At 71.3% G+C, this 26,018-nt stretch carries 21 protein-coding genes; 2 read left to right on the forward strand and 19 right to left on the reverse strand.

Features of this window, described 5'->3' with window-relative positions; translation table 11 throughout:
- Positions 1 to 34 precede the first annotated feature (34 nt).
- On the forward strand, positions 35 to 1,120 hold the full coding sequence (locus B9B60_RS07680; RefSeq protein ID WP_143445489.1) for a DUF4185 domain-containing protein: 1,086 nt from the start codon (positions 35 to 37) through the stop codon (positions 1,118 to 1,120).
- Position 1,121: 1 nt separating this feature from the next.
- On the opposite strand, the gene B9B60_RS07685 is transcribed toward B9B60_RS07680, so the two are convergent.
- A complete protein-coding gene (locus B9B60_RS07685) occupies positions 1,122 to 3,239 on the reverse strand; it encodes a S9 family peptidase (RefSeq protein WP_234993786.1) in 2,118 nt (705 codons plus the stop codon).
- An 8-nt stretch (positions 3,240 to 3,247) separates the two neighbouring features.
- The gene (dnaE, locus tag B9B60_RS07690; protein ID WP_084450636.1) at positions 3,248 to 6,850 is read right to left on the reverse strand and encodes a DNA polymerase III subunit alpha; all 3,603 of its coding nucleotides are present in this window, start codon (positions 6,848 to 6,850) and stop codon (positions 3,248 to 3,250) included.
- A gap of 170 nt (positions 6,851 to 7,020) precedes the next feature.
- On the opposite strand from dnaE, the gene B9B60_RS07695 reads away from it, so the two are divergent.
- Entirely contained in the window at positions 7,021 to 8,556 is a 1,536-nt protein-coding gene (locus B9B60_RS07695; protein ID WP_234993787.1) for an AMP-binding protein, read from the forward strand.
- 19 nt (positions 8,557 to 8,575) lie between these two features.
- Here the strand turns inward: B9B60_RS07695 and B9B60_RS07700 are convergent, their stop codons facing one another.
- From B9B60_RS07700 to B9B60_RS07780, 17 genes are all read right to left on the reverse strand, one after another.
- Positions 8,576 to 9,511 carry an RluA family pseudouridine synthase gene (locus B9B60_RS07700; RefSeq protein ID WP_084450639.1) on the reverse strand — a complete coding sequence of 312 codons (936 nt, stop codon included), beginning with the start codon at positions 9,509 to 9,511 and terminating at the stop codon, positions 8,576 to 8,578.
- Positions 9,504 to 10,103, reverse strand: a complete 600-nt coding sequence (lspA, locus tag B9B60_RS07705) for a signal peptidase II (RefSeq protein WP_223277799.1) — start codon at positions 10,101 to 10,103, stop codon at positions 9,504 to 9,506. The genes B9B60_RS07700 and lspA overlap by 8 nt, the downstream gene beginning before the upstream one ends.
- On the reverse strand, positions 10,076 to 10,771 hold the full coding sequence (locus B9B60_RS07710) for a TraR/DksA family transcriptional regulator (RefSeq protein WP_226283064.1): 696 nt from the start codon (positions 10,769 to 10,771) through the stop codon (positions 10,076 to 10,078). The genes lspA and B9B60_RS07710 overlap by 28 nt, the downstream gene beginning before the upstream one ends.
- Before the next feature lie 173 nt (positions 10,772 to 10,944).
- A complete protein-coding gene (locus tag B9B60_RS17695) occupies positions 10,945 to 12,051 on the reverse strand; it encodes a DivIVA domain-containing protein (RefSeq protein WP_084450643.1) in 1,107 nt (368 codons plus the stop codon).
- Positions 12,052 to 12,122: 71 nt separating this feature from the next.
- The gene (locus tag B9B60_RS07720; protein ID WP_084450645.1) at positions 12,123 to 12,398 is read right to left on the reverse strand and encodes a YggT family protein; all 276 of its coding nucleotides are present in this window, start codon (positions 12,396 to 12,398) and stop codon (positions 12,123 to 12,125) included.
- A 53-nt stretch (positions 12,399 to 12,451) separates the two neighbouring features.
- Positions 12,452 to 12,925 carry a cell division protein SepF gene (locus tag B9B60_RS07725; RefSeq protein ID WP_084450647.1) on the reverse strand — a complete coding sequence of 158 codons (474 nt, stop codon included), beginning with the start codon at positions 12,923 to 12,925 and terminating at the stop codon, positions 12,452 to 12,454.
- Between the two features lie 48 nt (positions 12,926 to 12,973).
- Positions 12,974 to 13,672: a YggS family pyridoxal phosphate-dependent enzyme gene (locus B9B60_RS07730; protein ID WP_084450648.1), complete on the reverse strand. Its 699-nt coding sequence runs from the start codon at positions 13,670 to 13,672 to the stop codon at positions 12,974 to 12,976.
- The gene (locus tag B9B60_RS07735) at positions 13,669 to 14,400 is read right to left on the reverse strand and encodes a purine nucleoside phosphorylase YfiH/LACC1 family protein (RefSeq protein WP_234993788.1); all 732 of its coding nucleotides are present in this window, start codon (positions 14,398 to 14,400) and stop codon (positions 13,669 to 13,671) included. Before B9B60_RS07735 ends, B9B60_RS07730 begins: the two co-directional genes overlap by 4 nt.
- Before the next feature lie 85 nt (positions 14,401 to 14,485).
- Positions 14,486 to 15,778 (reverse strand): cell division protein FtsZ, encoded by a 1,293-nt coding sequence (gene ftsZ / locus B9B60_RS07740; RefSeq protein ID WP_084450652.1) that lies wholly within the window; start codon positions 15,776 to 15,778, stop codon positions 14,486 to 14,488.
- Between the two features lie 147 nt (positions 15,779 to 15,925).
- Positions 15,926 to 16,669, reverse strand: a complete 744-nt coding sequence (locus B9B60_RS07745; protein ID WP_084450654.1) for a cell division protein FtsQ/DivIB — start codon at positions 16,667 to 16,669, stop codon at positions 15,926 to 15,928.
- Positions 16,666 to 18,105: a UDP-N-acetylmuramate--L-alanine ligase gene (gene murC / locus B9B60_RS07750; RefSeq protein WP_234993789.1), complete on the reverse strand. Its 1,440-nt coding sequence runs from the start codon at positions 18,103 to 18,105 to the stop codon at positions 16,666 to 16,668. Before murC ends, B9B60_RS07745 begins: the two co-directional genes overlap by 4 nt.
- A complete protein-coding gene (gene murG, locus B9B60_RS07755) occupies positions 18,098 to 19,210 on the reverse strand; it encodes an undecaprenyldiphospho-muramoylpentapeptide beta-N-acetylglucosaminyltransferase (protein WP_084450656.1) in 1,113 nt (370 codons plus the stop codon). The genes murC and murG overlap by 8 nt, the downstream gene beginning before the upstream one ends.
- Entirely contained in the window at positions 19,207 to 20,487 is a 1,281-nt protein-coding gene (gene ftsW, locus B9B60_RS07760; protein WP_084450658.1) for a putative lipid II flippase FtsW, read from the reverse strand. The genes murG and ftsW overlap by 4 nt, the downstream gene beginning before the upstream one ends.
- 2 nt (positions 20,488 to 20,489) lie before the next feature.
- Positions 20,490 to 21,989: a UDP-N-acetylmuramoyl-L-alanine--D-glutamate ligase gene (gene murD, locus B9B60_RS07765; RefSeq protein ID WP_234993790.1), complete on the reverse strand. Its 1,500-nt coding sequence runs from the start codon at positions 21,987 to 21,989 to the stop codon at positions 20,490 to 20,492.
- On the reverse strand, positions 21,986 to 23,068 hold the full coding sequence (mraY, locus tag B9B60_RS07770; protein WP_084450661.1) for a phospho-N-acetylmuramoyl-pentapeptide-transferase: 1,083 nt from the start codon (positions 23,066 to 23,068) through the stop codon (positions 21,986 to 21,988). Before mraY ends, murD begins: the two co-directional genes overlap by 4 nt.
- Positions 23,065 to 24,471 carry a UDP-N-acetylmuramoyl-tripeptide--D-alanyl-D-alanine ligase gene (locus B9B60_RS07775; RefSeq protein ID WP_084450663.1) on the reverse strand — a complete coding sequence of 469 codons (1,407 nt, stop codon included), beginning with the start codon at positions 24,469 to 24,471 and terminating at the stop codon, positions 23,065 to 23,067. Before B9B60_RS07775 ends, mraY begins: the two co-directional genes overlap by 4 nt.
- A complete protein-coding gene (locus tag B9B60_RS07780) occupies positions 24,468 to 26,012 on the reverse strand; it encodes a UDP-N-acetylmuramoyl-L-alanyl-D-glutamate--2,6-diaminopimelate ligase (protein WP_084450665.1) in 1,545 nt (514 codons plus the stop codon). Before B9B60_RS07780 ends, B9B60_RS07775 begins: the two co-directional genes overlap by 4 nt.
- Positions 26,013 to 26,018 lie beyond the last annotated feature (6 nt).

Consider the following 26,018-nt stretch of genomic DNA (forward strand, 5'->3'; position numbering starts at 1 on the left):
CCGCACCGTCCGCACCGTCCGCCAGGAGCACCGCATGCGACGCACCCGCGTGGCCGCGGCCCTCGCCGCGCTCGTCGTGGGCACCGGCCTGCTCGCGGCGTGCGGCGACGACTCGACGACGCAGGCCTGCGATGCCCTCGGTGCCGAGCTCGACTGGGCGACTCCGAGCCGTGACGACGACGAGCGCTTCGAGCTCACCGGCCCCGGGTGGATCGCCGGTGACTCGACCTACTCCGTCCGCCTGCCCGACGAGCGGACCCTGTGGCTCTTCAGCGACTCCTTCATCGGCGAGGTGACCGCCGGTGGTCGCCCGCAGCCCGGGATGGCGATGGTGCACAACGCCCTCGTCGCCGAGGACGAGAGCGGCCGGCTGAGCACCCGCACGGCCGAGGGCCCGGAGTCCTTCTTCCCCGACCCCGACGACGAGACCTACTACTGGGTCCAGGACGCGGCGGTCGAGGGTGACGAGCTGGTCGTCTTCCTGTCGCGGACGCGGCAGGTGGGCGAGCAGGGCTTCGAGTGGAGCCACAACGCCGTCGCCCGGGTCTCGCTGCCCGATCTCAAGGTCACGGAGATCATCGATCCCGGGCCCAGCACCGACCACGTCGCGTGGGGCGCAGGCGTGCTGACGACGAGCACGACGAGCTACGTCTACGGCATCGAGGACCTCGGCGACACCAAGCACCTGCACCTCGCGCGCGTGCCCGCGGGCAACCTCACCGACCGCAGTCGCTGGGAGTACCGCGCCGATGACGGTTGGACGAGCGACCCCACGCGCAGTGCGCGCCTCACCGACGGGGTGGCCAACGAGCTGAGCGTCAGCCGCTTCCGCGACGGCTACCTGATGATCTCGTCGGACACGTCGCAGCCCTTCAGCCCGCGGATCAACGCCTGGACCGCGTGCACGCCCGAGGGTCCGTGGCGGGACCCGCAGACGATCTACGAGACGCCGGAGTCCGGGGTCGGCCGGCACTTCACGTACAACGCGCACGGCCACCCGGAGATCTCCGACGAGGGCGAGCTGCTGATCTCCTACAACGTCAACACCTTCGACTTCGCCGAACTGACCCGCGACCCGACGCTCTACCGGCCGAAGTTCGTCACGCTGGACCTCGAATGAGTCACCGGCGCTCGGTGGCGCCGATCCGATCGAGCACCCACGCCCACTCCCACGCGGTCTGCTCCCAGGCGTCGTAACGACCGGAGCGGCCGCCGTGACCGGCGCTCATCTCGGTGCGCAGCAGGATCGGTCGCTCGCTGTCGTGGCGGGTGACCTCGCGCAGCCGGGCCACCCACTTGGCCGGCTCGGTGAAGTAGACCCGTGTGTCGTGCAGCGACGTCGTGGCGAGGATCGCCGGGTACTCGACCGGCGCGACGTTTTCGTAGGGCGTGTAGCCGCGCATGTAGGCATAGACCTCGGGGTCCTCGAGCGGGTTGCCCCACTCCTCCCACTCACCGACGGTCAGCGGGAGGTCCGGCCGCAGGATCGTCGTCAGGGCATCGACGAAGGGCACCGCCGCGAGCACCGCCGCGAAGCGCTCGGGGGCGAGGTTGGTCGCCGCACCGACGAGCAGGCCGCCGGCCGAGCCGCCTTCGATCGCCAGGCGGTCGCGCGCCACCCAGCCGGTCTCGTGGAGGTGCTCGGCCGCCGCGACGAAGTCGGTGAAGGTGTTGCGCTTGGCGAGCATCTTGCCGTCGTCGTACCAGTGCCGACCGAGCTCGCCGCCGCCGCGGACGTGGGCGACGGCCCAGACGACACCACGATCAAGGAGCGAGAGCCGGGCGATGGAGAAGTACGGGTCGAAGCTCATCTCGTAGCTGCCGTAGCCGTAGAGCAGCCCGGGGTTGGTCCCATCCGGACTCGTGCCGCGGCGCATGACGAGGGAGACCGGGACCCGGGTGCCATCGGGGGCGGTGGCCCAGGTGCGCTGCTGCTCGTAGTCGGCGAGGTCGACGCCGACGACCGGCTGACGCTTGAGGACGGTCTCCTCACCCGTCGTGACGACGACGTCGAGGACGGTGCGCGGGCTGACCCACGACTCGTGGACGACGCGAATGCGATCGGTGTCGGGGTCGGCGACCGGGCCGAGCGCCACACTGGCCAGGTCGGCGTCGATGCCGAGCGGCCTCGGCTCGCCATAGTCCCCACCGACGAAGGGGGCGGACCTCGCCACCCGCGGAAGCAGCCGCAGGGTCGGCAGGCCGTCGGCCCGCAGGCTGAGCACGGCGAAGTCGTCGAAGGCGTCCACCCCGACGAAGCGCTCCCCCTCGGCGCGGTCGAGGAGCGGCTGCCACTGCTCGTGGCTCGTCGCGTCGAGCGGTGCCCAGGCGAGGTCGCCCTCGGGCTGGCGCTCGTTGTGGACGATGAGCAGGTGGTCGGCCGCGGGCTCGACGTCGTACTCGACGCCCTCGCGGCGTGGGGCGACGCAGCGCATCGGAGCGGTCGGGTCGTCGGCGTCGAGGAGATGCACCTCGGAGGTGGTTTTGCTGCCGAGGCCGAGCACGATCCAGCGCTCGTCGCGGCTCGTGCCCAGCCCCATCCAGAAGCGCTCGTCGTCCTCGCGGTGCACGAGGACGTCGGCCTCGCGGGCGGTACCGACCTCGTGGCGCCACACCTCGTGCGGGCGCCACGCGTCGTCGACCGCGACGTGGAAGAGGTGGCGGGCATCGCGGGAGAAGGCCAGCCCGTAGCCGGCACCGGTGATCGCCTCGTCGAGGACCTCCCGGGTAGCGATGTCCATGACCACGACGTCGAAGCGCTCGTCGCCGGTCACGTCGACGGCGTAGGCCATCCGGGAGTGGTCGGCGCTGACCTCGAAGCCCCCGAGCGAGAAGAACTCGTGACCCTCGGCGAGCTCGTTGCCATCGAGGAGGACGACTTCGCCGGGTAGCGGCCGCGAGGGGTCGAGCTCGGGGACCGCGGTGTGATCGGTGAGCGGCGCCCGGCACTGGATCGCGTACTGGCTGCCCTCGACGGTGCGCGAGTAGTACCACCAGTCGCCGGAGGCGACGGGCACGCTGAGATCGGTCTCGAGGGTCCGGCCCTTGATCTCGTCGAAGATCGCCTGCCGAAGCGGGGCCAGGTGCGCCGTGGTCTGCTCGGCGTAGGTGTTTTCGGCCTCGAGGTGGGCGATCACCGCGGGGTCCTCACCGTCACGCAGCCATTCGTAGGGGTCGGCGACGTCGTCGCCGTGGTGGCTGCGCGTCCACGGCCGCTGCGCCGCGACAGGTGGCCTCATGCCCTCACTCATGCCGACACCGCCCGCGCCCCGAGGATCACCTTGAGGTCGCCGATGAGCGCCTCGGTCGGTTCGACCCGGTAGGCCGCGTCGACCGACATCGTCACCGCCCGACCGGGCTGGACCAGCTTGATCTGAACGTCGGTGCTGCCGGGGTGCTGCGAGAGGACCTGCTTGACCTCCTCGATCCGCCCGGTCGTGGCGCGGGCGTAGTCGAGGGTGAGCACGACGGGGCCACGTGGCCCGTCGGTGAGCTCGGGGATCGTCAGGTCCTCGGCGTAGATCGAGACTGAGTCGTCGCGGGCGTTCACCCGACCGCGCACCACGGCGACGATGTCCTGGGTGAGCATCGTCTGGACCGTGAGATAGGTCTTGGGGAAGAAGAGGCACTCGATGGCGCCCTCGAGGTCCTCGATCGTGGCGATCGCCCAGAGGTCGCCCTTCTTGGTGCGCTTGACGCTCAGCCCGGTGACCAGGCCGGCGATGGTGACATTGCTGTTCTCCTTGACCCCCGAGTCGGCCTGGGTGAGCGTCGCGATCGAGGTGTCGGCGGCGCGCTGCAGCACGTGCTCGACGCCGAAGAGCGGGTGGTCGGAGACGTAGAGACCGAGCATCTCGCGCTCGTTGGCGAGCTTGGTGCGCTTGTCCCACTCGATGTCGGGGACCGGGCGCAGACCCATGCCCTCGATGCCCGCGCCGGGCGCGTCGGCGTCGTCTTCGCCACCGCCGAACATGTCCCACAGCGAGTCCTGCCCCACGGCCTCCTGGCGCTTGACCCCGACGAAGGCGTCGACGTACTCCTCGTGCACCATGACCAGTCCCTGGCGCGGGTGCTCGAGGTCGTCGAAGGCACCGCCCATGATGAGCGACTCGATGGTGCGCTTGTTGCACACGACGGCGGGGCACTTGGCGAGGAAGTCGTCGAAGGAGGTGAAGGCTCCCTTTTCCTCACGCGCGGAGATGATCCCGTCGACGACATTGCGGCCGACATTGCGGATGGCGTTGAGGCCGAAGCGGATGTCGGACCCGACGGCGGAGAAGGGGCCCTGCGAGTCGTTGACCGAGGGCGGCAGCACCTTGATGCCCATGCGGCGGCACTCGTTGAGGTAGAGCGCCGACTTGTCCTTGTCATCACCGACCGAGGTGAGCAGCGCGGCCATGTACTCGGCCGGGTAGTTGGCCTTGAGGTAGGCGGTCCAGTAGGAGACGAGGCCGTAGGCGGCGGTGTGCGCCTTGTTGAAGGCGTAGTCGGAGAAGGGGACGAGCACGCCCCACAGCGCGGCGATCGACTCCTCGTTGTAGCCATTGGCCTTCATGCCCTCGGAGAAGGGGATGTACTCGGCGTCGAGCACCTCCTTCTTCTTCTTGCCCATGGCGCGGCGCAGCAGGTCGGCGTTGCCGAGGGTGTAGCCCGCGAGCTTCTGCGCGATCTCCATGACCTGCTCCTGGTAGATGCACAGGCCGTAGGTCGTCCCGAGGATCGGGCCGAGGGCCTCCTCCATCTGCGGCTGGAGCTTGCCCTTGAGCTGCGGGTCGAGCGGCACGACCTCCTGGCGGCCGTTCTTGCGCAGGGCGAAGTTGGTGTGGGCGTTGACACCCATCGGGCCGGGTCGGTAGAGCGCGAGGGCGGCGGAGATGTCCTCGAAGTTGTCCGGCTGCATCAGCCGCAGCAGGGTGCGCATGCCGCCACCGTCGAGCTGGAAGACGCCGAGCGTGTCGCCGCGGGAGAGCAGGCGGTAGGTCGCCTTGTCGGTCATGTCCTTGGACAGGGCGTCGAGGTCGATCTCCTCGTCGCGGTTCTGCCGGATGTTGACCAGGGCGTCGTCGAGGATCGTCAGGTTGCGCAGGCCGAGGAAGTCCATCTTGACCAGGCCGAGCGTCTCGCACGTCGGGTAGTCGAACTGCGTGAGGACCTGACCGTCCTGGAGCCGGCGCATGATCGGGATGACGTCGATGAGCGGCTCGCTGCTCATGATGACGCCGGCGGCGTGCACGCCCCACTGGCGCTTCAGGCCCTCGAGCCCCCGGGCCAGGTCGACGACCTCGCCCAGGTGCTTCTCCGACTCGACGAGCTGGCGGAACTCCTGTCCCTCACCGAATCGGTCGTGGTCCTTGTCCCACATCTTCGCCAGCGGCACGCCCTTGCCCATGACGTCGGCGGGCATGGCCTTGGTCAGCTGCTCGCCGACGTTGAAGGGGTGGCCCATGACGCGGGCGGCGTCCTTGACCGCCTGCTTGGCCTTGATGGTGCCGTAGGTGGCGATCATCGCCACCCGCTCGTCGCCGTACTTGTCGGAGACGTAGCGGATGACCTCGGAGCGCCGACGCTCGTCGAAGTCGACGTCGAAGTCCGGCATCGACTTGCGCTCGGGGTTGAGGAAGCGCTCGAAGATCAGGCCGTGCGGGATCGGGTCGAGGTCGGTGATGCCCATCGCGTAGGCGCACATCGACCCGGCACCGGAGCCACGCCCCGGCCCCACACGGATGCCGTTGTCCTTGGCCCAGTTGATGAAGTCGGCGACGACGAGGAAGTAGCCCGGGTAGCCCTTGCCGACGATGACGTCGATCTCGTAGTCGGCCTGGCGCTGGGCGTACTCGGGGATGCCGTCGGGGAAGCGACGGTGCAGCCCGGTCTGGACCTCCTTGATGAACCACGAGGTCTCGTCCTCGCCCGGCGGGCAGTCGAAGCGCGGCATGTACCGCCCTTCGCCCTCGGTGAAGGAGACCTCGCACATGTCGGCGACGAGCAGGGTGTTGTCGCAGGCCTCGGGCAGCTCGCGCCACAGCTGACGCATCTCGGCGGGCGACTTGAGGTAGTAGCCCTCACCGTCGAACTTGAAGCGGTCGGGGTCGTGGAGCTTGGAGCCGGAGTTGATGCACAGCAGGGCGTCCTGCGCGATCGCGTCCTCCTGCTTGACGTAGTGCAGGTCGTTGGTCGCCAGGAGCGGCAGCTGCAGGTCCTTGGCCAGGCGCATGAGGTCTTCGCGCACCCGACGCTCGATCTGGTTGCCGTGGTCCATGAGCTCGAGGAAGTAGTGCTCGCGGCCGAAGATGTCGCGGAACTCCGAGGCCGCCTCGACCGCCTTGTCGTACTGCCCCAGCCGCAGGCGGGTCTGGATCTCGCCGGACGGGCAGCCGGTCGTGGCGACCAGGCCCTCGCCGTACTGCGAGAGCAGCTCGCGGTCCAGGCGCGGCCACTTGGCGAAGACCGAGTCGAGCGAGGCCCGGCTGCCCATGGTGAAGAGGTTGTGCATGCCGGTGTTGTTGCGGGCGAGCAGCGTCATGTGGGTGTAGGCGCCACCACCGGAGACGTCGTCGCCGCGCGGGGTGCGGTCGTCGCCCCACTTGACCTTGACCTTGTCGGTGCGGTGCGTGCCGGGCGCCACGTAGGCCTCGAGCCCGATGATCGGCTTGACGTCGTAGGACTGCGCCGTCTTCCAGAACTCGTGGGCGCCGAAGAGGTAGCCGTGGTCGGTCATCGCGATCGCCGGCATGCCCATCTCCTGGGCCGTGGCGAACATGTCCTTGATCCGCGCGGCACCATCGAGCATCGAGTACTCGGTGTGGTTGTGCAGGTGGACGAAGTTCTCGGAACGCGGCAGCTCGGACATCGACCCGAGTCTAGATCGCTCCACCGACACCCCGGCACGCCGCCTGTCGCCCCCAGCACGCCGCTCGGCGCGCCGACTCCGGGGACCCACCGTCACCCCGGACGAAGGGGGATAACGTCGCCTCGACAGCGTCGTCCACACCATGGAGGAACTTCCGGATGTTCGTGCCCATGTCCGTCAACGACTTCATCGACCGCGCTGCGGCCGTCTACGGCGAGCGCATCGCGGTCGTCGACGAGCCGGACCAGCCGGCGCCCCCGCTGCAGGACGTCACCTATGCCCGCATGCGGCAGCTCGCCAACGCCCAGGCGGCCCACCTCGACTCCCTCGGCATCGAGGTCGGCGACCGCGTCGCCGTCGTCTCGCACAACTCCGCGCGGCTGCTCACGAGCTTCTTCGGCGTCGCCGGCTCCGGCCGGGTCCTTGTGCCGATCAACTTCCGCCTCGCTCCCGAGGAGGTGAAGTTCATCGTCGAGCACTCCGGCGCCCGCGTGCTCTACATCGACCCGGAGCTCACCTCGCTCATCGACGAGGTCTCCGCCGAGCACACCTTCGTCCTCGGCGAGGACGAGCACCTCTTCGGCGCGGGTACCGACGGCACCCCGGCCGAGCCCCGTGCTTGGGAGCCGGACGAAGGCGCCGTCGCGACGATCAACTACACCTCCGGCACGACCGCGCGCCCCAAGGGGGTGCGGATCACCCACCGCAACATCTGGACCAATGCGGTGACCTTCGGGCTGCACGCCGGCCTCACCGACCGTGACGTCTATCTGCACACGCTGCCGATGTTCCACGCCAACGGGTGGGGCATGCCCTTCGCCATGACCGGTGTCGGCGCCCAGCACGTCGTCATCCGCAAGATCGACGGCGCCGAGATCCTGCGCCGGGTCGATCGTCACGGGGTCACGGTCATGTGCGCCGCGCCGGCGGTGGTCAACTCCGTCCTCGCCGCGGCGCAGGAGTGGGAGGGCGAGATCCCCGGCCGCGACCGCGTGCGGATCATCGTCGCCGGCGCTCCCCCGCCGACGCAGACGATCGCCCGCGTCGAGACGGAGCTGGGCTGGGAGTTCATCCAGATCTACGGCCTCACCGAGACCTCTCCCCTGCTGACGATCAACCGGTCGCGCGCCGAGTGGGACGAGCTGAGCCCCGAGGAGCGTGCCGGCAAGCTCGTGCGGGCGGGCTCCCCCGCCATCGGCTGCCGGATGAAGCTCGACGAGGAGACCGGCGAGGTGCTCGCCCGGTCCAACGTCATCATGGAGGGCTACCACGACCTGCCCGACGAGACCGAGCGCACCTTCGAGGGCGGGTGGTTCCACACCGGTGACGGCGGAACGATCGGCGACGACGGCTACGTGACGATCAGAGACCGCAAGAAGGACGTCATCATCACCGGTGGTGAAAATGTCTCGTCGATCGAGGTCGAGGACGTCCTCTTCTCCCACCCCGACGTCACCGAGGTCGCGGTCATCGGGGTGCCCGACGACACGTGGGGCGAGACGATCAAGGCCCTCGTCGTCGTCAGCGAGGGCTCGAGCGCGACCGAGGCCGACCTCATCGCGTGGTGCAAGTCCAAGGCCGCCGGCTACAAGGCACCGACGTCGATCGAGTTCCGCGACGAGCTGGCGCGCACCGCGACCGGCAAGCTGCAGAAGTTCAAGCTGCGGGCTCCCTACTGGGAGGGCCGCGACCGCCAGGTCAACTGACCCTCTGGGCCGGCTCGCCTCAGGACATGTCGGCGAGCCGGTCCAGTGCCGTCTGCAGGTCCTGCGGGTAGGTGCTCTCGAAGTGCACGTAGTCGCCGGTGCCGGGGTGGATGAAGCCCAGACCCATGGCGTGCAGCCACTGCCGCTCCAGACCGACCTTGCGGGCCAGTGTCGGGTCGGCGCCGTAGGTCGGGTCGCCGACGCACGGATGGCGAAGGGCGGCCATGTGCACCCGGATCTGGTGCGTGCGTCCGGTCTCGAGCTTGATCTCGAGCAGCGACGCGTGGCGGAAGGCCTCGAGGAGCTCGTAGTGGGTCACGGCATGCTTGCCGGAGTCCATGACGGCGAACTTGTAGTCACCGCCGGGGTGGCGACCGATCGGCGCGTCGATCGTACCGACGTGCGGGTCCGGCAGACCCTGGACGAGCGCGTGGTAGGTCTTGTCGACCGTGCGCTGCTTGAAGGCACGCTTGAGCACCGAGTAGGCGTACTCGCTCTTGCACACGACCATCAGGCCCGAGGTGCCGACGTCGAGCCGCGAGACGATGCCCTGCCGCTCGCTCGCGCCGCTCGTGCTGATCCGGTAGCCCGCGGCGGCGAGCCCGCCGAGCACGTCGGGGCCGGACCAGCCGACGCTCGGGTGGGCGGCGACGCCGATCGGCTTGTCGACCACGACGATGTCGTCGTCGTCGTGGACGATCCGCATTCCGGGGACCGGCTCGGCGACGACGGCCAGCGTCGGGCTCTCGTCGACGGCGGGCAGGGTGACCTCGATGCGGTCGCCGGCGCTCACCCGTGCGGACTTGGCCACCGTGGCGCCCTCGAGGAGGACCTTGCCCTCGGCGGCGAGGTCGGCCACCCGCGTGCGCGAGAGGCCGAAGAGTCGCGAGACGGCGGCGTCGACCCGCTCGCCCTCGAGGCCGTCGGGCACGAGCACGTTGCGGACATCACTCATCGGCCTGCTCCTCGTCGTCGTGGCGGCCGGCGGCGTGCTGCGGGCGGGACCCGTCGAGGCCGATGTTGGCGAAGGTCAACCACACGAGCACCGCTGCCCCGCCGACGATCGCGATGTCGGCGATGTTGCCGACGAAGAGGCCGCCGTAGTCGATGAAGTCGACGACGTGGCCGTGCAGCGGCGCCGGGTCACGGAAGAAGCGGTCGTAGAGGTTGCCGAGGGACCCGCCGAGGAGCAGGCCGAGGGACAGCGCCCAGCGACCCGACCCCACGCGCAGCGCGGCCCACAGGATCGCGAGCGTGACGCCGACGGCGACGAGGGTCATCACCCAGGTCATGTCGTCACCGATCGAGAAGGCCGCGCCGGAGTTGCGGATCAGGCGAAGGGAGAGCAGGTCACCGACGAGCGGCACGACCCGACCGTCGGTCAGGGCGCCGAGCGCCCACACCTTGGTGGCCTGGTCGAGCACGAGCGTGACGACGGCGGCGATGACATACCAACGAAGCACCCCGGGGCGCGATCGGCTCGCCGGGGTGTCGTGGTCGGGTGGGGTGTCCGGGGCGCTCAGCGCCGCTCCTGTCGACTCTTGCATGACATGCACAGGGTCGCACGAGGATAGGCCTGGAGTCGAAGCTTGCCGATCGGGTTGCCGCAGGACTCGCAGATGCCGTAGGTCCCCTCGTCGATCCGCTCGAGCGCGTGGCGGTTCTGCTCGAGGCCGGTGCGGGCCCCAGCGACGAGGCTCAGCTCGTGCTCCCGCTCGAAGGACTTCGCCCCGGCGTCGGCCTGGTCGTCGCCGGCACCGTCGATCGGCTCCTTGAGGAACTCGTTGAGGTCGGTCTCGGCGGACGCGATCTCGGCGGTGAGTCGCTCGATCTCGGTCTCGAGCTCGGAGCGGACCTCCTTGAGCTCCTTGGCGGTCCAGGGGCTCTCGTCCTCACGGACGACGAGCCGCTCGGGCGCCGCCTTCTTCGTCGCGCCCTTCTTGGTGGCCGTCTTCTTCGAGGCCGTCTTCTTCGAGGCAGCCGCCTTCGTGGTCGCGGCCTTCTTCGCCGGCGCCTTCTTCGCTGCGGTCTTCGTCGCTGCGGTCTTCTTCGCAGCGGTCGTGGTCGTGGTGCTCGTCTTCTTCGCCGCGGACGTCTTCTTCGTCCCGCTCGTGGCCGCGGGCGTGGTGCCCGCCGTCTTCTTGGCCTTCGAGGCGTCCGACCTCTTGGTCGTCGCCTTCGTGGCCGTCTTCTTCGCCGCCATGACCGTCCTCACTCGGAGATGGTCCGTGCCCCTGCACGGACCAGAGTCAACGAAGGGTACGACGTTTCGGCGTCGTGAGCGCGCTCACCGCGCCGTGTTCTTCGTTTGCTCACCCGACGGGTGCGCCGGGAGACGACGACGCGGCGTCACCCGCGTGGGGTGACGCCGCGTCGTGGTCGCGCAGGTCAGTGCTTGGCGCTGGCCTCGGGGGCGACGCTCGCCTGGGTGTCCAGGTCCTTGAGCTGGCCGGAGATGAAGTCCTTGAGCTTGCGGCGGTAGTCGCGCTCGTAGGTCGTCAGCTCGGCGATCTGGCCCTCGATCTTCGACTTCTGGGCGTTGAGGTCGTCGAGAATCTTCTTGCGCTGGGCCTCGGCCTCGCTGACCATCGTGGTGGCCTTGGTCTGGGCCTCGGAGACCAGCTTGTCGCGCTGGGTCGTGCCCTCGCCGATGAACTGGTCGCGCTTGCTCTGACCCGTCGAGAGCAGCTCGTCGTGCTTGCTCTGACCCGTCGAGAGCAGCTCGTCGTGCTTGCTCTGGCCGGTCGAGACGAGCTCGTCGTGGCGGCGCTGCGCCTCGGCGATGAGCTTGTCGCGCTGGGTCTGCCCCTCGGCGACGTGCTCGTCGTGCAGGCGCTGGGCGAGGGCGATGAGGCCGGAGGCCCCGGCACCGCCACCGGCGGCGGCAGCCATCTGGCCGGCCCCCGCGTCGTCGCTCGCGGGCGCAGCCGCGGCCACGGGGGCCTTGGCGGCCTCGTCCTGACGCGCCTTGGCCTCGGCCTCGGCCTTCTCGGCTGCGGCGTTGGCGGCCTTGATGCGCTCCTGCGCGGCGGCCTCGGCCTCCTCGGCGCGGGCGTTGACGGTCGCGATGCGCTCGTCGGCACTCTGCTGGGCCTTGGAGAGGTTGGCGGCGTCGCCCTTGGTGCGCTCGTCGTCGGCGCGCGCGCTCTGCTCGAGGTCGCTCGCGCGCTTCTCGGCGGCGGCGCGGGCAGCGGTCTCCTTGTCGAAGCGCGAGCGCAGGTCCTCCAGACGCGCGCGCAGGTCGCGGTTCTCCCGGGTCAGCGCCTCGTCGGCCTTGCCGGAGTCGGTCGCGGCAGCAGCCACGGGCGTGGCCGCCGTGCGGGAGCCGGATCCGTCCTGGGCGCGAGCCCGCAGGTCCTCTGAGTCCTTGACCATGCGACGCATCTCGGCGACGACCTCGTCGAGGAAGTCGTCGACCTCGCGCTCGTCGTAACCACGACGGAACTGGGTCTGGGTGAAGGTCTTGTTGAGGACGTCCTCGGGCGTGAGCGCCATTGTTCCTCCGTATGCGTTCGGGCAGGGTGCTTGCTCGTGGCGCCATTGCGCGCACGGGCATCGAGGCCAGCCTAGACGATGCGCAGGAGCAGTGAGACCACGATGATCAGCACGAGGAAGGCGAGGTCGAGGGCGACCCCACCGATGCGCACGGGCTTGATGACCTTGCGGATCGCGCGCAGGGGTGGATCGGTGAGGGTGTAGATCGCCTCGGCGACGACGAGGATGACGCCCCTGGGCCGCCACTGGCGGGCGAAGACCTGGATCCAGTCGAGGACGAGACGCCCGATGAGGATGAGGAAGTAGACGTACAGCACGAGGTGGAGCACGTCACGGACGATCGACATGGAACCAGCCTAGGTCGGGGGTCTGGACCCCACCTGTGAGGTCGTGCGGAAGCTCAGCTCTGGTTGAACAGGGCGCGCGGCTGCGGCGCCTCGCCACCCTCGGCGTCGACCTCGATGTGCTCAGGCGAGAGCAGGAAGACCTTGTTGGTCACCCGCTCGATCGACCCGTGCAGACCGAAGACCAGACCCGCGGCGAAGTCGACGAGCCGCTTGGCGTCGGAGTCGTCCATGTCGCTGAGGTTCATGATGACGGGAGTGTTGTTGCGGAAGCTCTCGCCGATGGCCCGGGCGTCGTTGTAGGTGCTCGGGTGGATCGTCGTGATGCGGTTCATCGGGGTGACCTCCACCTCGCGGACGGCCGGCGTCGTCGGGACGCGACGCAGGGGGGTGACCTCCGCGGCGGCGTGCTCCTCCTCGAGGACCTCGTGGCCCGCGTCGTACTCGTCGACGTAGTCGTCGTACTCGTCGTAGCGCTTGTCGTCCTCGGCGAGCCCGAGGTAGACCATCGCGTTGCGCAGTGCCGTCATGTCCTCAAATCCTTTGTCGTACCGGTTGCCTCGTCGGTGTCACCGAAGTTACCGGTGTGACGGACGATCTCCGAGGATTGCCGTCCCGACACGCAGGTGTGTCGCGCCGTGGCGCACCGCGGCCTCGAGGTCACCGCTCATCCCGGCCGAGATCCAGCTCGCCTCGGGATGGTCGGCCCGCAGTGCCTCGGCCAGCGCGGCCAGCCGGGCAAAGGCGGGCTCCGGGTCGACCCCGAGTGGCGCCACGGTCATGAGCCCACCCAGGCGAAGGGGGCTGCTCGCGATGGCGTCGGCCAGGGCGGGCACGTCGGCGGGCGCAGCTCCCCCACGCCCGGTGCCCCCGGCGGGATCGAGGTCGACCTGCACGAGGGCGGTGACCTCGCGGCCGGCGTCCTCGGCGCCGCGCGCGAGCGCACCGACCAGCTTGGGCCGGTCGACCGACTGCACGACGTCCGCCCACCGGGTCACGGCGCCGGCCTTGTTGGACTGCAGCTGCCCGATGAAGTGGGTGCGCACGCCCGACGGCGGCCCCCCGTCGGCCAGCTTGGCGGCGGCCTCCTGCTCCCGGTTCTCCCCGAGGTCACGCATGCCGAGCTCGGCCAGCAGGTCGACGTCGCTGCGGGGGAAGAACTTCGTCACGACGATCAGCTGGACCTCGTCACGGCTGCGGCCGGCGGCCTCGCAGGCCGCGGCGACCCTCCCTTCGACGGCGGCGAGGCGCTCGGCCAGCTCCTCCCGGCGGCTCATGCGGGACGCCCGACGATGCCGACGTAGCGGCCGGTGCGGCCGTCGCGGCGGTAGGAGTAGAGCGCGGCGTCCTCGCGGGCGCATCCGGGGATCCATTCGACGGACGCGCCCTCCGCCTGCAGCTGGTCGACGACTCCGGTGGCGACGTCGATGGCCGGCGTCCCGGTCCAGGTGAGTGCGGCCGAGGCGGGCGAGACCGCCATGGCCGCCGCGCGCATGTCGGCCGGCACCTGGTAGCAGCGCCCGCACACCGACGGCCCGACGGTGGCCCGCAGGTCGCTCGCGCCGAGGTCCCGCATCGCCTCGACAAGCCGGAGCACGACCCCCCCGACCATGCCCGGACGGCCGGCGTGGGCGGCGCCGACGAGCGGCCCGGCCATGTCGTGGAGCAGGACGGGGGTGCAGTCGGCGACGAGGACGCCCAGGGCGGTGCCGGGCAGGTCGGTGACGAGGGCATCGCCCTCGGCGACGGCGCCGGTGGCCGAGCGCGGCCCGTCGAGCAGCTCACGGGTCACGTGGACGACGTCGGTGCCGTGCACCTGGTCGGCGAGCACGAGCGGCATGCCGACGGCCTGCTCGACGGCCGCCCGGTTGGTGCGGACCGCGTCGAGGTCGTCGCCGACGTGGGCGCCGAGGTTGAGCCCGGCGAAGGGAGCGACGCTCACCCCGTCGTGGCGGTCGGTGAAGGCTCGCACGAGCCCCGGCGCGTCATCTCTCCAGGCGAACACGCCTGCAACCTATCGCCCGGGCACCCCCGGACGACGCAGGGCCCCGACCGGATCGGTCGGGGCCCTGCGGGGGCGTCTGCTCAGCTCACTTGAGGAAGTCGGGGACGTCGAGGTCGTCGCCGTCGTCGAAGGTCACCTGCCGCGGCGGCGTGGCCTGACGCGGCTGCTGGGCGGGCGCAGGCTGCTGCTGCGGCTGACCCTGGGCGGGCTGCTGGGCGGGCGCCGACTGCTGGGCCGGGGCCTGCTGCGGCGCGGCCGGAGCCTGCTGCTGCGTGGGCGCCGGCTGCTGGGCCGGGACCTGCTGCGGCGCCGACTGCGCGGGACGCTGCTGCTGGGCCGGCGCCTGCTGCTGCGGCTGACCCTGCGCCGGGCGGCCCTGACCGCCGGACTGGACCTGGCCGAGGGCCCGGTCGTCGGGCCGCTGCTGCGGGGCACCACCGTCGAAGCCGGCGGCGATGACGGTGACCCGCACCTCGTCGCCGAGGGCGTCGTCGATGACCGCACCGAAGATGATGTTGGCCTCGGGGTGGGCGGCCTCCTGCACCAGGCGGGCGGCCTCGTTGATCTCGAAGAGACCGAGGTCGCTGCCACCCTGGATCGACAGCAGGACACCGTGCGCACCGTCGATGCTCGCCTCGAGCAGCGGCGACGAGATCGCCAGCTCGGCGGCCTGGACGGCGCGGTCCTCGCCCCGGGCCGAGCCGATGCCCATGAGGGCGGAGCCGGCCCCCTGCATGACGGACTTGACGTCGGCGAAGTCGAGGTTGATCAGACCGGGCGTGGTGATCAGGTCGGTGATGCCCTGGACACCGGAGAGAAGGACCTGGTCGGCGCTGCGGAAGGCGTCGAGCATGCTCACGGCACGGTCGCTGATCGACAGCAGCCGGTCGTTGGGGATGACGATGAGCGTATCGACCTCGTCGCGCAGGGCACCGATGCCGGACTCGGCCTGGTTGGCCCGACGACGACCCTCGAAGGTGAAGGGGCGGGTCACGACACCGATGGTGAGCGCACCGAGGCTCTTGGCGATCTTGGCCACGACCGGGGCGCCACCCGTGCCGGTGCCACCGCCCTCACCAGCGGTCACGAAGACCATGTCGGCCCCCTTGAGGACCTCCTCGATCTCCTCGGCGTGGTCCTCGGCGGCCTTCTTGCCGACCTCGGGGTCCGCTCCGGCGCCCAGACCGCGGGTCAGCTCACGGCCGACGTCGAGCTTGACGTCGGCGTCGGACATCAGGAGCGCCTGGGCATCGGTGTTGATCGCGATGAACTCGACGCCCTTGAGGCCGACCTCGATCATCCGGTTGATGGCGTTGACGCCACCGCCGCCGATGCCGACGACCTTGATAACGGCCAGATAGTTCTGGGCTGATGCCACGGGGACTCCTGTTGCTGCTGCTCGGTGGTGCCTCAACCCCAAAACTCAAGGTGAACTTCAGGGTTACATTTTGGTCACGCTCGGTGTGCGGGTGACGTTATGCGGCCCGGGCCGCAGGGGCAAACGCCACGCCCGCGTGTCGTCAGCCTATCCCGTGGTGACCGGCGTGTCCGGTGCGGAGACGTCGATGGTCTTCGGCTTCTTGTCGAGGAGGATCTTGATGACCCTCACCTTGAGATCGGGACTGCTGCCGTCGCCCCACACGACCTCGGTCCGCCCGAGGGTGAAGGTGATCTGGTCGGCCGAGTCGACCGCGACGTCATCGACCTGCTCGCGCAGGTCGTCGGGGAGGGCCGCGAGCATCCCCTGGGCAGCTCGCACGCCGTGCCCCGAGACCTCGGCGCCGCCGTCGGCGGTCACCGTCGGCACGTCCTGGGGCGCCGAGCCGACGGTGCGGATCGCCACGCCGTCGAGGTCGAGCAGGCGGAAGCGGTCACCCTCGAGCCGCACGGCCAGGGCCGGAACCCTCGAGGTCACCTTGACCTTCAGGGTGTGCGGCCAGCCCCGCTCGACGCTGGCGTGGGCGGCGCCCGGCACCTGCGCGGTGATCGTGCGCGAGACGCCGTCGCCGTCGACCCGGGCCAGCGGGGTGCCGACCTGCTCCTCGGCGATCTGCTCGATCTCGTCCCGGTCGGCCGGGTCGGCCCCGGTGACCTCGACGTCACGGGTGGCCAGCACGGAGGAGAACCCGACGAGCCAGCCGAGCCCGATGACGAGCGCGACGACGAGGAGGAGCACCAGCCACCGACGAGCCCGCTGCCCGCGCACCCGGGCGGCACGCTGGGCGAAGCGCTCCTCGGTCGCCTCGCGGGTCCCGCTCCCCCGGCTCATCGGTCCAGTGCCTCGAGCAGTCTCGGCCCGAGGTGGGTGACGTCGCCGGCACCGACGGTGAGCACGAGGTCGCCGTCAGCGGCGCCCTGCGCCACCGCCGCGATCGCCTCGTCGAGGGAGACGACCCGTGCCGAACGCCCCTGTGCCACGAGCGGCTCGCTGATGAGGTGCGAACCGACGCCGGTCACCGGGTCCTCGCGGGCGCCGTAGACGTCGAGCAGCAGTACCTCGTCGGCCGGTACCAGCCCGGCGGCGAAGCCGGTCGCGAAGTCACGGGTGCGGGAGTACAGGTGCGGCTGGAAGATCACCCACAGGCGGTGCTCGCCGGCGATCTCCTTGGCGGTGCGCACGACCGCCTCCACCTTGCCGGGGTTGTGCGCGTAGTCGTCGACGACGGTGACGCCGCGCGCCACCCCCTTCGTCTCGAAGCGCCGTCGGGTCCCGCCGTAGGCCGCGAGCCCGTCGAGGACCGCCTGGGCATCCGTGCCGACGCCGTGGGCAGCGGCCGCGTAGGCCGCAGCGGCGTTGAGGAGGTTGTGCCGCCCCGGGACGCTGATCGACAGCTCCCGGCGGGCGTCGGCCTCGACGAGGGTGGCGCTCGCACTGGTGCCGTCGAGGACGGAGTCGACGAGCCGCACGTCCGCAGCCTCGCCGAAGCCGTAGCGCAGCACCCTCACGCCGGCAGCCTCGGCCCGGACGGCCAGCCGCTCGGACCCGGGGTCGTCGGCGCAGGCGACGAGCAGCCCACCCTCGGTGACCGTCTCGGCGAACTCGAGGTAGGCCGCCTCGACCGTCGCGAAGTCGCCGTAGAAGTCGAGGTGGTCGGGCTGGACGTTGGTGACGATCGCGACCTGCGGCGCGTAGGCGAGGAAGGACCCGTCGGACTCGTCGGCCTCGGCGACGAAGGGGGTGCCCTCACCGAGCGCGGCGTTGACCCCCTGCGTGGCCAGCTCGCCACCGAGGGCGAAGGAGGGCTGCGTCCCCGCCTCGAGCAGGGCGACGGTGAGCATCGAGCTCGTCGTCGTCTTGCCGTTGGCTCCGGCGACCGCAATGCGGGTCTGCTCCCCCATCGCCGAGGCGAGCGCCTGGCTGCGGTGCAGGACGCGCAGACCGGCGGCCCGCGCGGCCGCCAGCTCGGGGTTGTCCTCGCGGATCGCCGACGAGACGACGACGGTGTCGGCGCCCTCGAGGTGGGCCGGGTCGTGCCCCACCCAGATCGTCGCGCCGCGCTCGCGCAGCCGCTCGAGCAGCGGCGAGTCGTGGGCATCGCTGCCGCGCACCTCGACGCCCGCGTCGAGCAGCAGGCGCACGATGGCCGACATGCCGGCACCACCGGCAGCGAGCACGTGGACGACTCCGAGCTCGGCCAGTGGCACCCGTGGTGCCAGGACGTCGAAGCGGGGGTTGCGCGGGACCTCGGGCAGCGCGTCAGCCACGACGGCCACCTTGTGCCCAGGCGTCGGCGACCATGTCGGCGAGCGTCTCGTCGGCGTCGCGGTGCCCCACGGACTCCGCGGCCTGCGACATCGAGCGCAGTCGCGCACCGTCGCCCAGCAACGGCACGATCTCGCGGGCCACCCAGGCCGGGTCGACGTCGGCGTCCTCGACGAGCAGGCCACCGCCCGCCTCCACGACGCCCGCAGCATTGAGCCGCTGCTCGCCGTTGCCGATGGGCAGTGGGACGTAGACACCCGGCAGCCCGACCGCGGTCAGCTCGCACACGGTGTTGGCCCCGGCGCGGCAGACGACGGCATCGGCGGCGGCATAGGCCAGGTCCATCCGGTCGACGTAGGGCAGGACGACGTAGGGAACCGACGGGTCACCACCCGTCGCGACGAAGTCCTTGCCCGCGCCGGTCGCGTGCAGCACCTGCACCCCGGCGTCGCGCAGCGTCGCGACGCTGGCCTCGAAGGCGTCGTTGAGCCGCTTGGCTCCGAGGGAGCCGCCCGTGACGAGCAGCACCGGCAGGTCCTCGCGCAGCCCCAGCCCGGAGCGCGCCTGCGCTCGGGTCGCCGCGCGGTCGAGGGCGACGATCTCGGGGCGCAGCGGCATGCCGATGACCCGGCCGCCGGCCAGCTTGGTGCCGGGGAAGGTCACCCCGATGTGGTCGCTGAAGCGGGCCCCCACCTTGTTGGCGACGCCGGCCCGCGCATTCTGCTCGTGGATGACGATCGGGACGCCGGCCTTGCGGGCGGCGAGGTAGGCCGGCGTCGAGACGTATCCGCCGAAGCCGACGACGACCTGGGCGTCGACCTGCTCGATCGCCCGCCCGGCGGCCGCGACGGCCCGCCGCAGGTTGACCGGCAGGCGCACGAGGTCGCCGGAGGGCTTGCGGGGCAGCGCGACCTTGGGGATGGTCGCGAAGTCGTAGCCACGCTCGGGGACGAGCCGGGACTCCAGGCCCTCGCTCGTGCCCAGGGCGAGGATCTCGACACCGGGGTCGCGGCGGCGCAGGCAGTCGGCGAGGGCGAGCAGCGGGGACACGTGCCCTGCGGTGCCACCCCCCGCCAGCAGGATGCGTGAGGGGCGGGTGGGCGTCATCGCGACGATGTCCTCCTGCTCGGGATGCGGGCGAGCAGGGCGCGCGCCCGCGAGGGCTTGGCGGCGATCATCTCAGAGCACCCCGGCTCGCTTCGAGCGAAGCTCAGCAGGATGCCGACGGCGAGCATCGCGGTCACGAGCGATGACCCGCCGGAGGAGACGAAAGGCAGCGGGACGCCGATGACCGGGAGCATCCCGATGACGGCGCCGATGTTGATCGTCGCCTGCACGAGCACCCAGGTGCAGATGCCGGCGGTGGCGACGCGGACGAAGAAGTCGTCGGTGCGCGTGACCAGGCGCAGCCCGGCCACGGCGAAGGCGGCGAAGAGCGCGAGGATCGTCAGCGTGCCGATGAGGCCGAGCTCCTCGCCGATGATCGCGAAGATGAAGTCGTTGTAGGGCTCGGAGAGCCAGCCCCACTTCTCGCGGCTGGCACCGAGGCCGACACCGAACCACCCGCCGTCGGCGAGGGCATAGCGCCCGTGGATCGACTGGCGGCAGATGCCGTAGTAGAGGTCGGAGCCGGGCGCGCACTGCGTCGGGTCCAGCCAGATCTGGATGCGCTGCATGCGGTTGTTGCCGATGTTGGCGGCGAGAAGCCCGAGCAGGGCCAGCACGCCACCGCCGAGCACGAACCACCGCAGCTGCACGCCGGCGGCGAAGAGCATGCCGACGGCGATCGCGCAGATGACCATCGCGGTACCCATGTCTTGCCCGAGCATGACGAGCCCGACGATCAGCAGCATTCCCGGCACGACGAAGGGGACGAGCGCGTGCTTGATCGAGGCCAGCAGCGCCCGCTTGCGTTCGAGGACCAGCGCACCGGCGAGGACGAGGCCGATCTTGGCCACCTCGCTCGGCTGGATCGACAGGGACCCGACACCGATCCAGTTGCGGTTGCCCTGGAAGCCGAAGCCGAGTGGCGTGAGCACGAGCAGGAGCAGCACGATCGACGCGGCCACCGCGGGCACGGCCATCCGCTTCCAGAAGGCGATGCTGCGCCGCGAGGCCCACCACAGCGCGAGCCCGCCGGCGAGGGCGAAGACGAACTGCTTGAGGAAGATGGTGAAGGAGCTGTCGTTCTCCTTCAGCGAGACGATCATCGACGCCGACAGCACCATGACCAAGCCGATGCCGACGAGCAGGCCGACGATGCCCAGGAGCAGGTAGTAGGTCGTCATCGGCGACTCGAAGCGCGCGGTCCACTCGTCGACCCGGGTGGAGCGGGTGCGGCGCGCGCCGCTGCGACCGGACCCGGTCGCTGCGCTGCTGCTCACGCTCACCCCTCCTGCAGGTACCTGTGCACCGCGGCGGCGAAGGCGTCGCCGCGGGCCCCGTAGTTGTCGAACATGTCCATGGATGCGGCTGCCGGGGCCAGCAGCACCGCGTCTCCCGGCATCGCGAGCGTGGCCGCGTGCCGGACGACGAGGTCCATCGCCCCAGTGTCCGTCGCGGCGACGTCGATCACGGGGACATCGGGCGCGTGTCGGGCGATGGCCGCGGCGATCTGCTCGCGGTCGCGACCGATGAGCACGGCGGCGCGCAGTCGACCGGCGGCCGCCGCGACGAGCTCGTCGACGTCGGCACCCTTGAGCAGGCCGCCGGCCACCCACACGACGTGCTCGTGGGAGGTGAGGCTCGCGAGGGCGGCGTGGGGGTTGGTCGCCTTGGAGTCGTCGATCCAGTGGACCTCGCCGGCGCTCGCCACGTGGGCGATGCGGTGCGGCTCGGGCTGCCAGGCCCGCAGCCCCTCGCGCACGGCGACCGGCGGCACCCCGTGGGCCCGGGCGAGCGCGGCGGCGGCCAGGGCATTGGCGACGAGGTGCGGGGCGACGCTCGGGGCCTCGCCCTGCAGGTCGGCCAGCGTGCCGAGCTCGGCGGCGGAGGTCTCGCGCTCGGCGACGAAGGCCCGGTCGGCGAGGACGTCCTCGACGAGCCCGAGCATCGACAGCCCGGGCGTGCCGAGGGTGAAGCCGACGGCGCGGCAGCCCTCGACGACATCGGCCTCCTCGACGAGGCGGCGCGTGGCCGGGTCCTGCTCGTTGTAGACGCAGGCGACCTCGGCGTTGGCGTAGACCTTGCCCTTGGCCGCGGTGTACTCCTCGAGGGAGCCGTGCCAGTCGATGTGGTCGGGCGCGATGTTGAGGCAGGCCGCGGCCTGCGGGCGAAGGGAGTGGCTCCAGTGCAGCTGGAAGCTCGACAGCTCGACGGCGATGACGTCGTAGGGCTCGGGGTCCTGGACGAGGTCGAGCACGGGCGTGCCGACGTTGCCGGCGCTCGCGGCCCGCAGGCCGGCGGCGCGCAGCATCGAGGTGAGCATCTGCACCGTCGTCGTCTTGCCGTTGGTGCCGGTGACGAGCAGCCAGGGCGCTCCCCCGGCCCGCGGGCGCATCCGCCACGCGAGCTCGACGTCACCCCAGATCGGGATGCCCGCCTCGGCGGCCGCGGCGAGCAGCGGCTGGTGCGGCGGCCAGCCCGGCGAGGTGACGACGAGGTCGATCTCGTCCGCGGGCACCGGCAGCGCGGTCTCGGCGCCGTCACCGAGGTGCAGCTGCGCGTCGAGCACCTCGAGGATCTGGGCGCGCTGGGCCATCTGGGTGTTGGGCTCGGGTGCCTTGGCGTCGACGACGCGGACGTGGGCGCCGTACTGGAGCAGTGCGTCGGCGGCGGCGAACCCGGAGACGCCCAGGCCGGTGACGACGACCCCCAGGCCGGCCCAGTCGGCCTCGCGGCAGGTCAGCGCGGCCAGCCGCTCCGCGCGGGAGGCGGCGTCGGTCACGGTGCCCCCACGACCCACTCGGCGTAGAAGATCGCCAGCCCGAGCGCGACGAAGAGGCCGGCCACGATCCAGAAGCGGATGACGATCGTCACCTCCTGCCACCCGAGCAGCTCGAAGTGGTGCTGCAGGGGCGCCATGCGGAAGACCCGCTTGCCGGTGGACTTGAAGGAGGCGACCTGGATGATCACCGAGAGGGTGATCGTCACGAAGAGGCCGCCGAGAATGACGACGAGCAGCTCGGTGCGCGAGAGGATCGCCAGACCGGCGATCGCGCCGCCGAGGGCGAGCGATCCGGTGTCCCCCATGAAGATCTTGGCCGGCGAGGCGTTCCACCACAGGAAGCCGAAGCAGGCACCGGTGCCGGCCGCGGCGACGACGGCGAGGTCGAGCGGGTCCCGCACGTCGTAGCAGTTGGCACCGGGGCTGGTCTGGCAGTTCTGGTTGAACTGCCAGATGGAGATGACGACGTAGGCCCCGAAGACCATGACCGAGGCGCCTGTCGCCAGACCATCGAGACCGTCGGTGAGGTTCACGCCGTTGGACGTGCCCGCGATCATGAGGTTGGCCCAGAGCACGAAGAGGATCACGCCGACGAAGGGGGCGAAGAAGGCCAGGTCGAGCGCGGTGTCGCGCACGAAGGAGATGCTCGTCGAGGCCGGGCGGCGCAGCGCGTCGTTGGGGAACTGCAGGGCGAGGACCGCGAAGGTCACGCCGACGAGGGTCTGCCCGATGAGTTTCTCCCCCGACTTCAGGCCGAGGCTGCGCTGCTTGCTGATCTTGATGTAGTCGTCGGCGAAGCCGACGGCACCCAGACCCACCATGAGGAAGAGCACGAGGACGCCGCTGGCGGTCGGCGACTGCCAGGTGACGAGGTGCGCGACGGCGTAGGCGATGACGGTCGCGAGGATGATGACCGCGCCGCCCATCGTCGGCGTGCCGCGCTTGGTGTGGTGCGAGGTCGGACCGTCGTCACGGATGAACTGGCCGTACCCCTGCTTGACGAGGTACGTGATGAACATCGGCGTGCCGAGCAGGGCGACGACGAGTGACACGACAGAAGCGATGACCACGGCCATCATGCGTGGGCCTCCCTCTGGACGATGCGGTCTCCGAGCCACCGTAGCCCGGCGTCGCGGCTGGACTTGAAGAGGACGACGTCCGGCGCGGCGAGCTCGGCGACGAGCACCGCCTCGGCCGCGTCGGCATCGGGCACGACCCGCACCCGCGGGCCGTCCTCACGAGCAGTGTCCCGTGCGCCGTCCGCGATCGCCGCAGCCGTCTCGCCGACGACGAGGACCTCGTCGACCCCGAGCTCCGCGGCCTCGCGGCCGACGGCGGCGTGCAGCTCGTCCGAGGCGTCACCGAGCTCGAGCATCGCGCCGAGCACGGCCCAGCGACGACCGCCGGCGCCCATCGTCGCCAGGCTGCGCAGGGCGGCGGACATCGAGTCGGGGTTGGCGTTGTAGGCGTCGTTGACGACGACGACGCCGTCCTCGCGCCGGGTGACCTCCATGCGCCACCGGCTGAGCGGGCGGGCGTCGGCCAGGGCCGGCACGATCTGCTCGAGGCCCATCCCCGCGGCGTGCGCCGCCGCGATGACCGCCAGGGCGTTGCCGACGTGGTGGCGCCCGACGAGGCCCAGCCGCACCTGCGCCGTGCCGAAGGGGGCGGTGACGGTGAAGGAGGGGGCACCCGCCTCGTCGAGGGTGATGTCGGTGGCCCGCACGTGGGCGGCCGCCGACTCGCCGACGAGGACGACCTGCGCGGACGTGCGCGCCGCCATGGCGGCGACGAGCGGGTCGTCGGCGTTGAGCACCGCGACCCCGTCCGCGGGCAGGGCGGCGGGCAGCTCTCCCTTCGCCTCGGCGATCGCCTCGACCGAGCCGAACTCGCCGACGTGGGCGTGACCGACGTTGAGGACGATGCCGATGCGCGGGGGCGCGATCCGGGTGAGGTAGTCGACGTGACCGATGCCGCGGGCGCCCATCTCGACGACGAGGTGCCGTGTGGTCGGGGTGATCCGGCAGACGGTGAGCGGGACGCCGACCTCGGAGTTGTAGGAGCCGACCGGGGCGATCGTCTCGCCGTCGACGGCGAGCACGGAGCCGAGGAGGTCCTTGGTGCTCGTCTTGCCGGAGGAGCCGGTGATGCCGATGACCGTCAGGTCGGGCCGGGAGTCGACGAGGTGCCGGGCCAGCGCGACGAAGCCGGCCTGCTCGTCCTCGACGACGACGCACGGCAGCCCGTCGACCTCGCGGGTCGTGAGGGCAGCGACGGCACCGGCGCGCGCGGCGCCGGGGACGAAGTCGTGCCCGTCGGCGCTCTCGCCGACGCGGGCGACGTAGAGGCTGCCCGGGCCCGCTTCGCGGGAGTCGGTGACGACGGGGCCGTCGACGAGGACCTGCGCGGCCTCGTCGGGGCCGCAGCCGTGGAGGCGCCCGCCGGTGATGTCGGCGACGGCGCCCAGGGTCGTGGGGATCATCCGGTGACGCTCCGGCGGTCGAGGGCGGCCCGCAGGACCGCCCGGTCGTCGTGCTCTCGGATCTCTCCGCGCACCTCTTGGCCCTGCTCGTGGCCCTTGCCCAGGACGGCGACGGTGGCGCCGGGCCCGGACTCGTGGGCGATCTCGACGGCCCGCTCGATGGCCGCGACGCGGCCCTCGACGACCTCGAGACGCGCGCGCGAGCGGGGCCAGACGCCCTCCGCGACGGCGTCGCGGATCGTGGCGGGGTCCTCCTCGCGCGGGTTGTCGTCGGTGACGATGACGACGTCGGCGTGGGCGGCCGCGGCGGCCCCCATGCCGGGCCGCTTGCCGGGGTCGCGGCTGCCGCCGGCGCCGAGGACGACGACGAGCAGGCCGTAGGTCTGGGGTCGCAGTGCCGCCAGCGCGGCACCGACCGCGTCGGGGGTGTGCGCGAAGTCGACGAGCGCCGTCGGCAGGTCCTCGGGACCGGGCTCGCTCGGGGCGACGAGCTCCATGCGGCCCGGCACGTAGGGCCGGGTGAGGATCGCGCCGGCGACCTCGCGGGGCGGGATCCCGGTCTCGATGAGGGCCACGGCGGCCATCGCGGTGTTGACGCGGTTGAAGTCGCCGGGCAGGGCCGACTCGAGGTGGAGCACCTCGTCGGCACCCGTGAGCGTCAGCGCGGGCTCGCGCGGGTCGCCGCCGACGACCCAGTCGGCCTCGACGTGGAGGCGCGAGGTGACGGTCGTGACGGGGACGGTGGCCTCCTCCGCCAGCCGGGCGCCCCATTCGTCGTCGACGCACACGACGCCCCGGCGGGAGCGCTCGGGGGTGAAGAGGCTGGCCTTGGCGAGGAAGTAGTCCTCCATCGTCCCGTGGAAGTCGAGGTGGTCCTGGCTGAGGTTGGTGAAGAGGGCGACGTCGTACATGACCTCGTCGACGCGGTGGAGGGTGAGCGCGTGGCTCGAGACCTCCATGACGCAGTCGTCGATGCCGCGCTCCCCCATCGTCGCGAGCAGCGCGTGCAGGTCGGTCGTCTCCGGGGTGGTGCGCACGGACTTGATCCGCTCGTCGCCGATGCGCGTCTCGATGGTCCCGATGAGCCCCGTCGTGTGGGCCAGCGCCTCGAGGGCGGAGACCATGAGGTAGGCGGTCGTCGTCTTGCCGTTGGTCCCGGTGATGCCGAACATCGTGCAGCGGCGGTCGCCGCTGTCGTAGACCGCCGCGGCGACGCGGCCGAGGACCTCGCGCGGGCGCTCCACCACGACGAAGGGGAGGTCGCTCCCCTTCGCCTGCAGCCGGGAGGCCCCGTCGGCGTCGGTGAGGACGGCGACGGCCCCCGCCGCGAGGGCCTTGTCGACGAAGTCGGCTCCGTGGGCCCGGGCACCGGGCAGGGCGGCCCACAGGTCGCCGGGGCGCACGGTCGAGGTGTCGAGGGAGACGCCGGTCACCGAGGTGGCCGGGTCACCGTGCACGGGCGTGGCCGCGGCGTCGCCGACGAGGTCGGCGACGTCCACGAGGGTCAGCGGGTGCACCCGCTCAGGACGAGGAAAAGACACGATCCG

The organism is Janibacter indicus, from assembly GCF_900176385.1.
In the GTDB taxonomy this organism is placed as follows: domain Bacteria; phylum Actinomycetota; class Actinomycetes; order Actinomycetales; family Dermatophilaceae; genus Janibacter; species Janibacter indicus.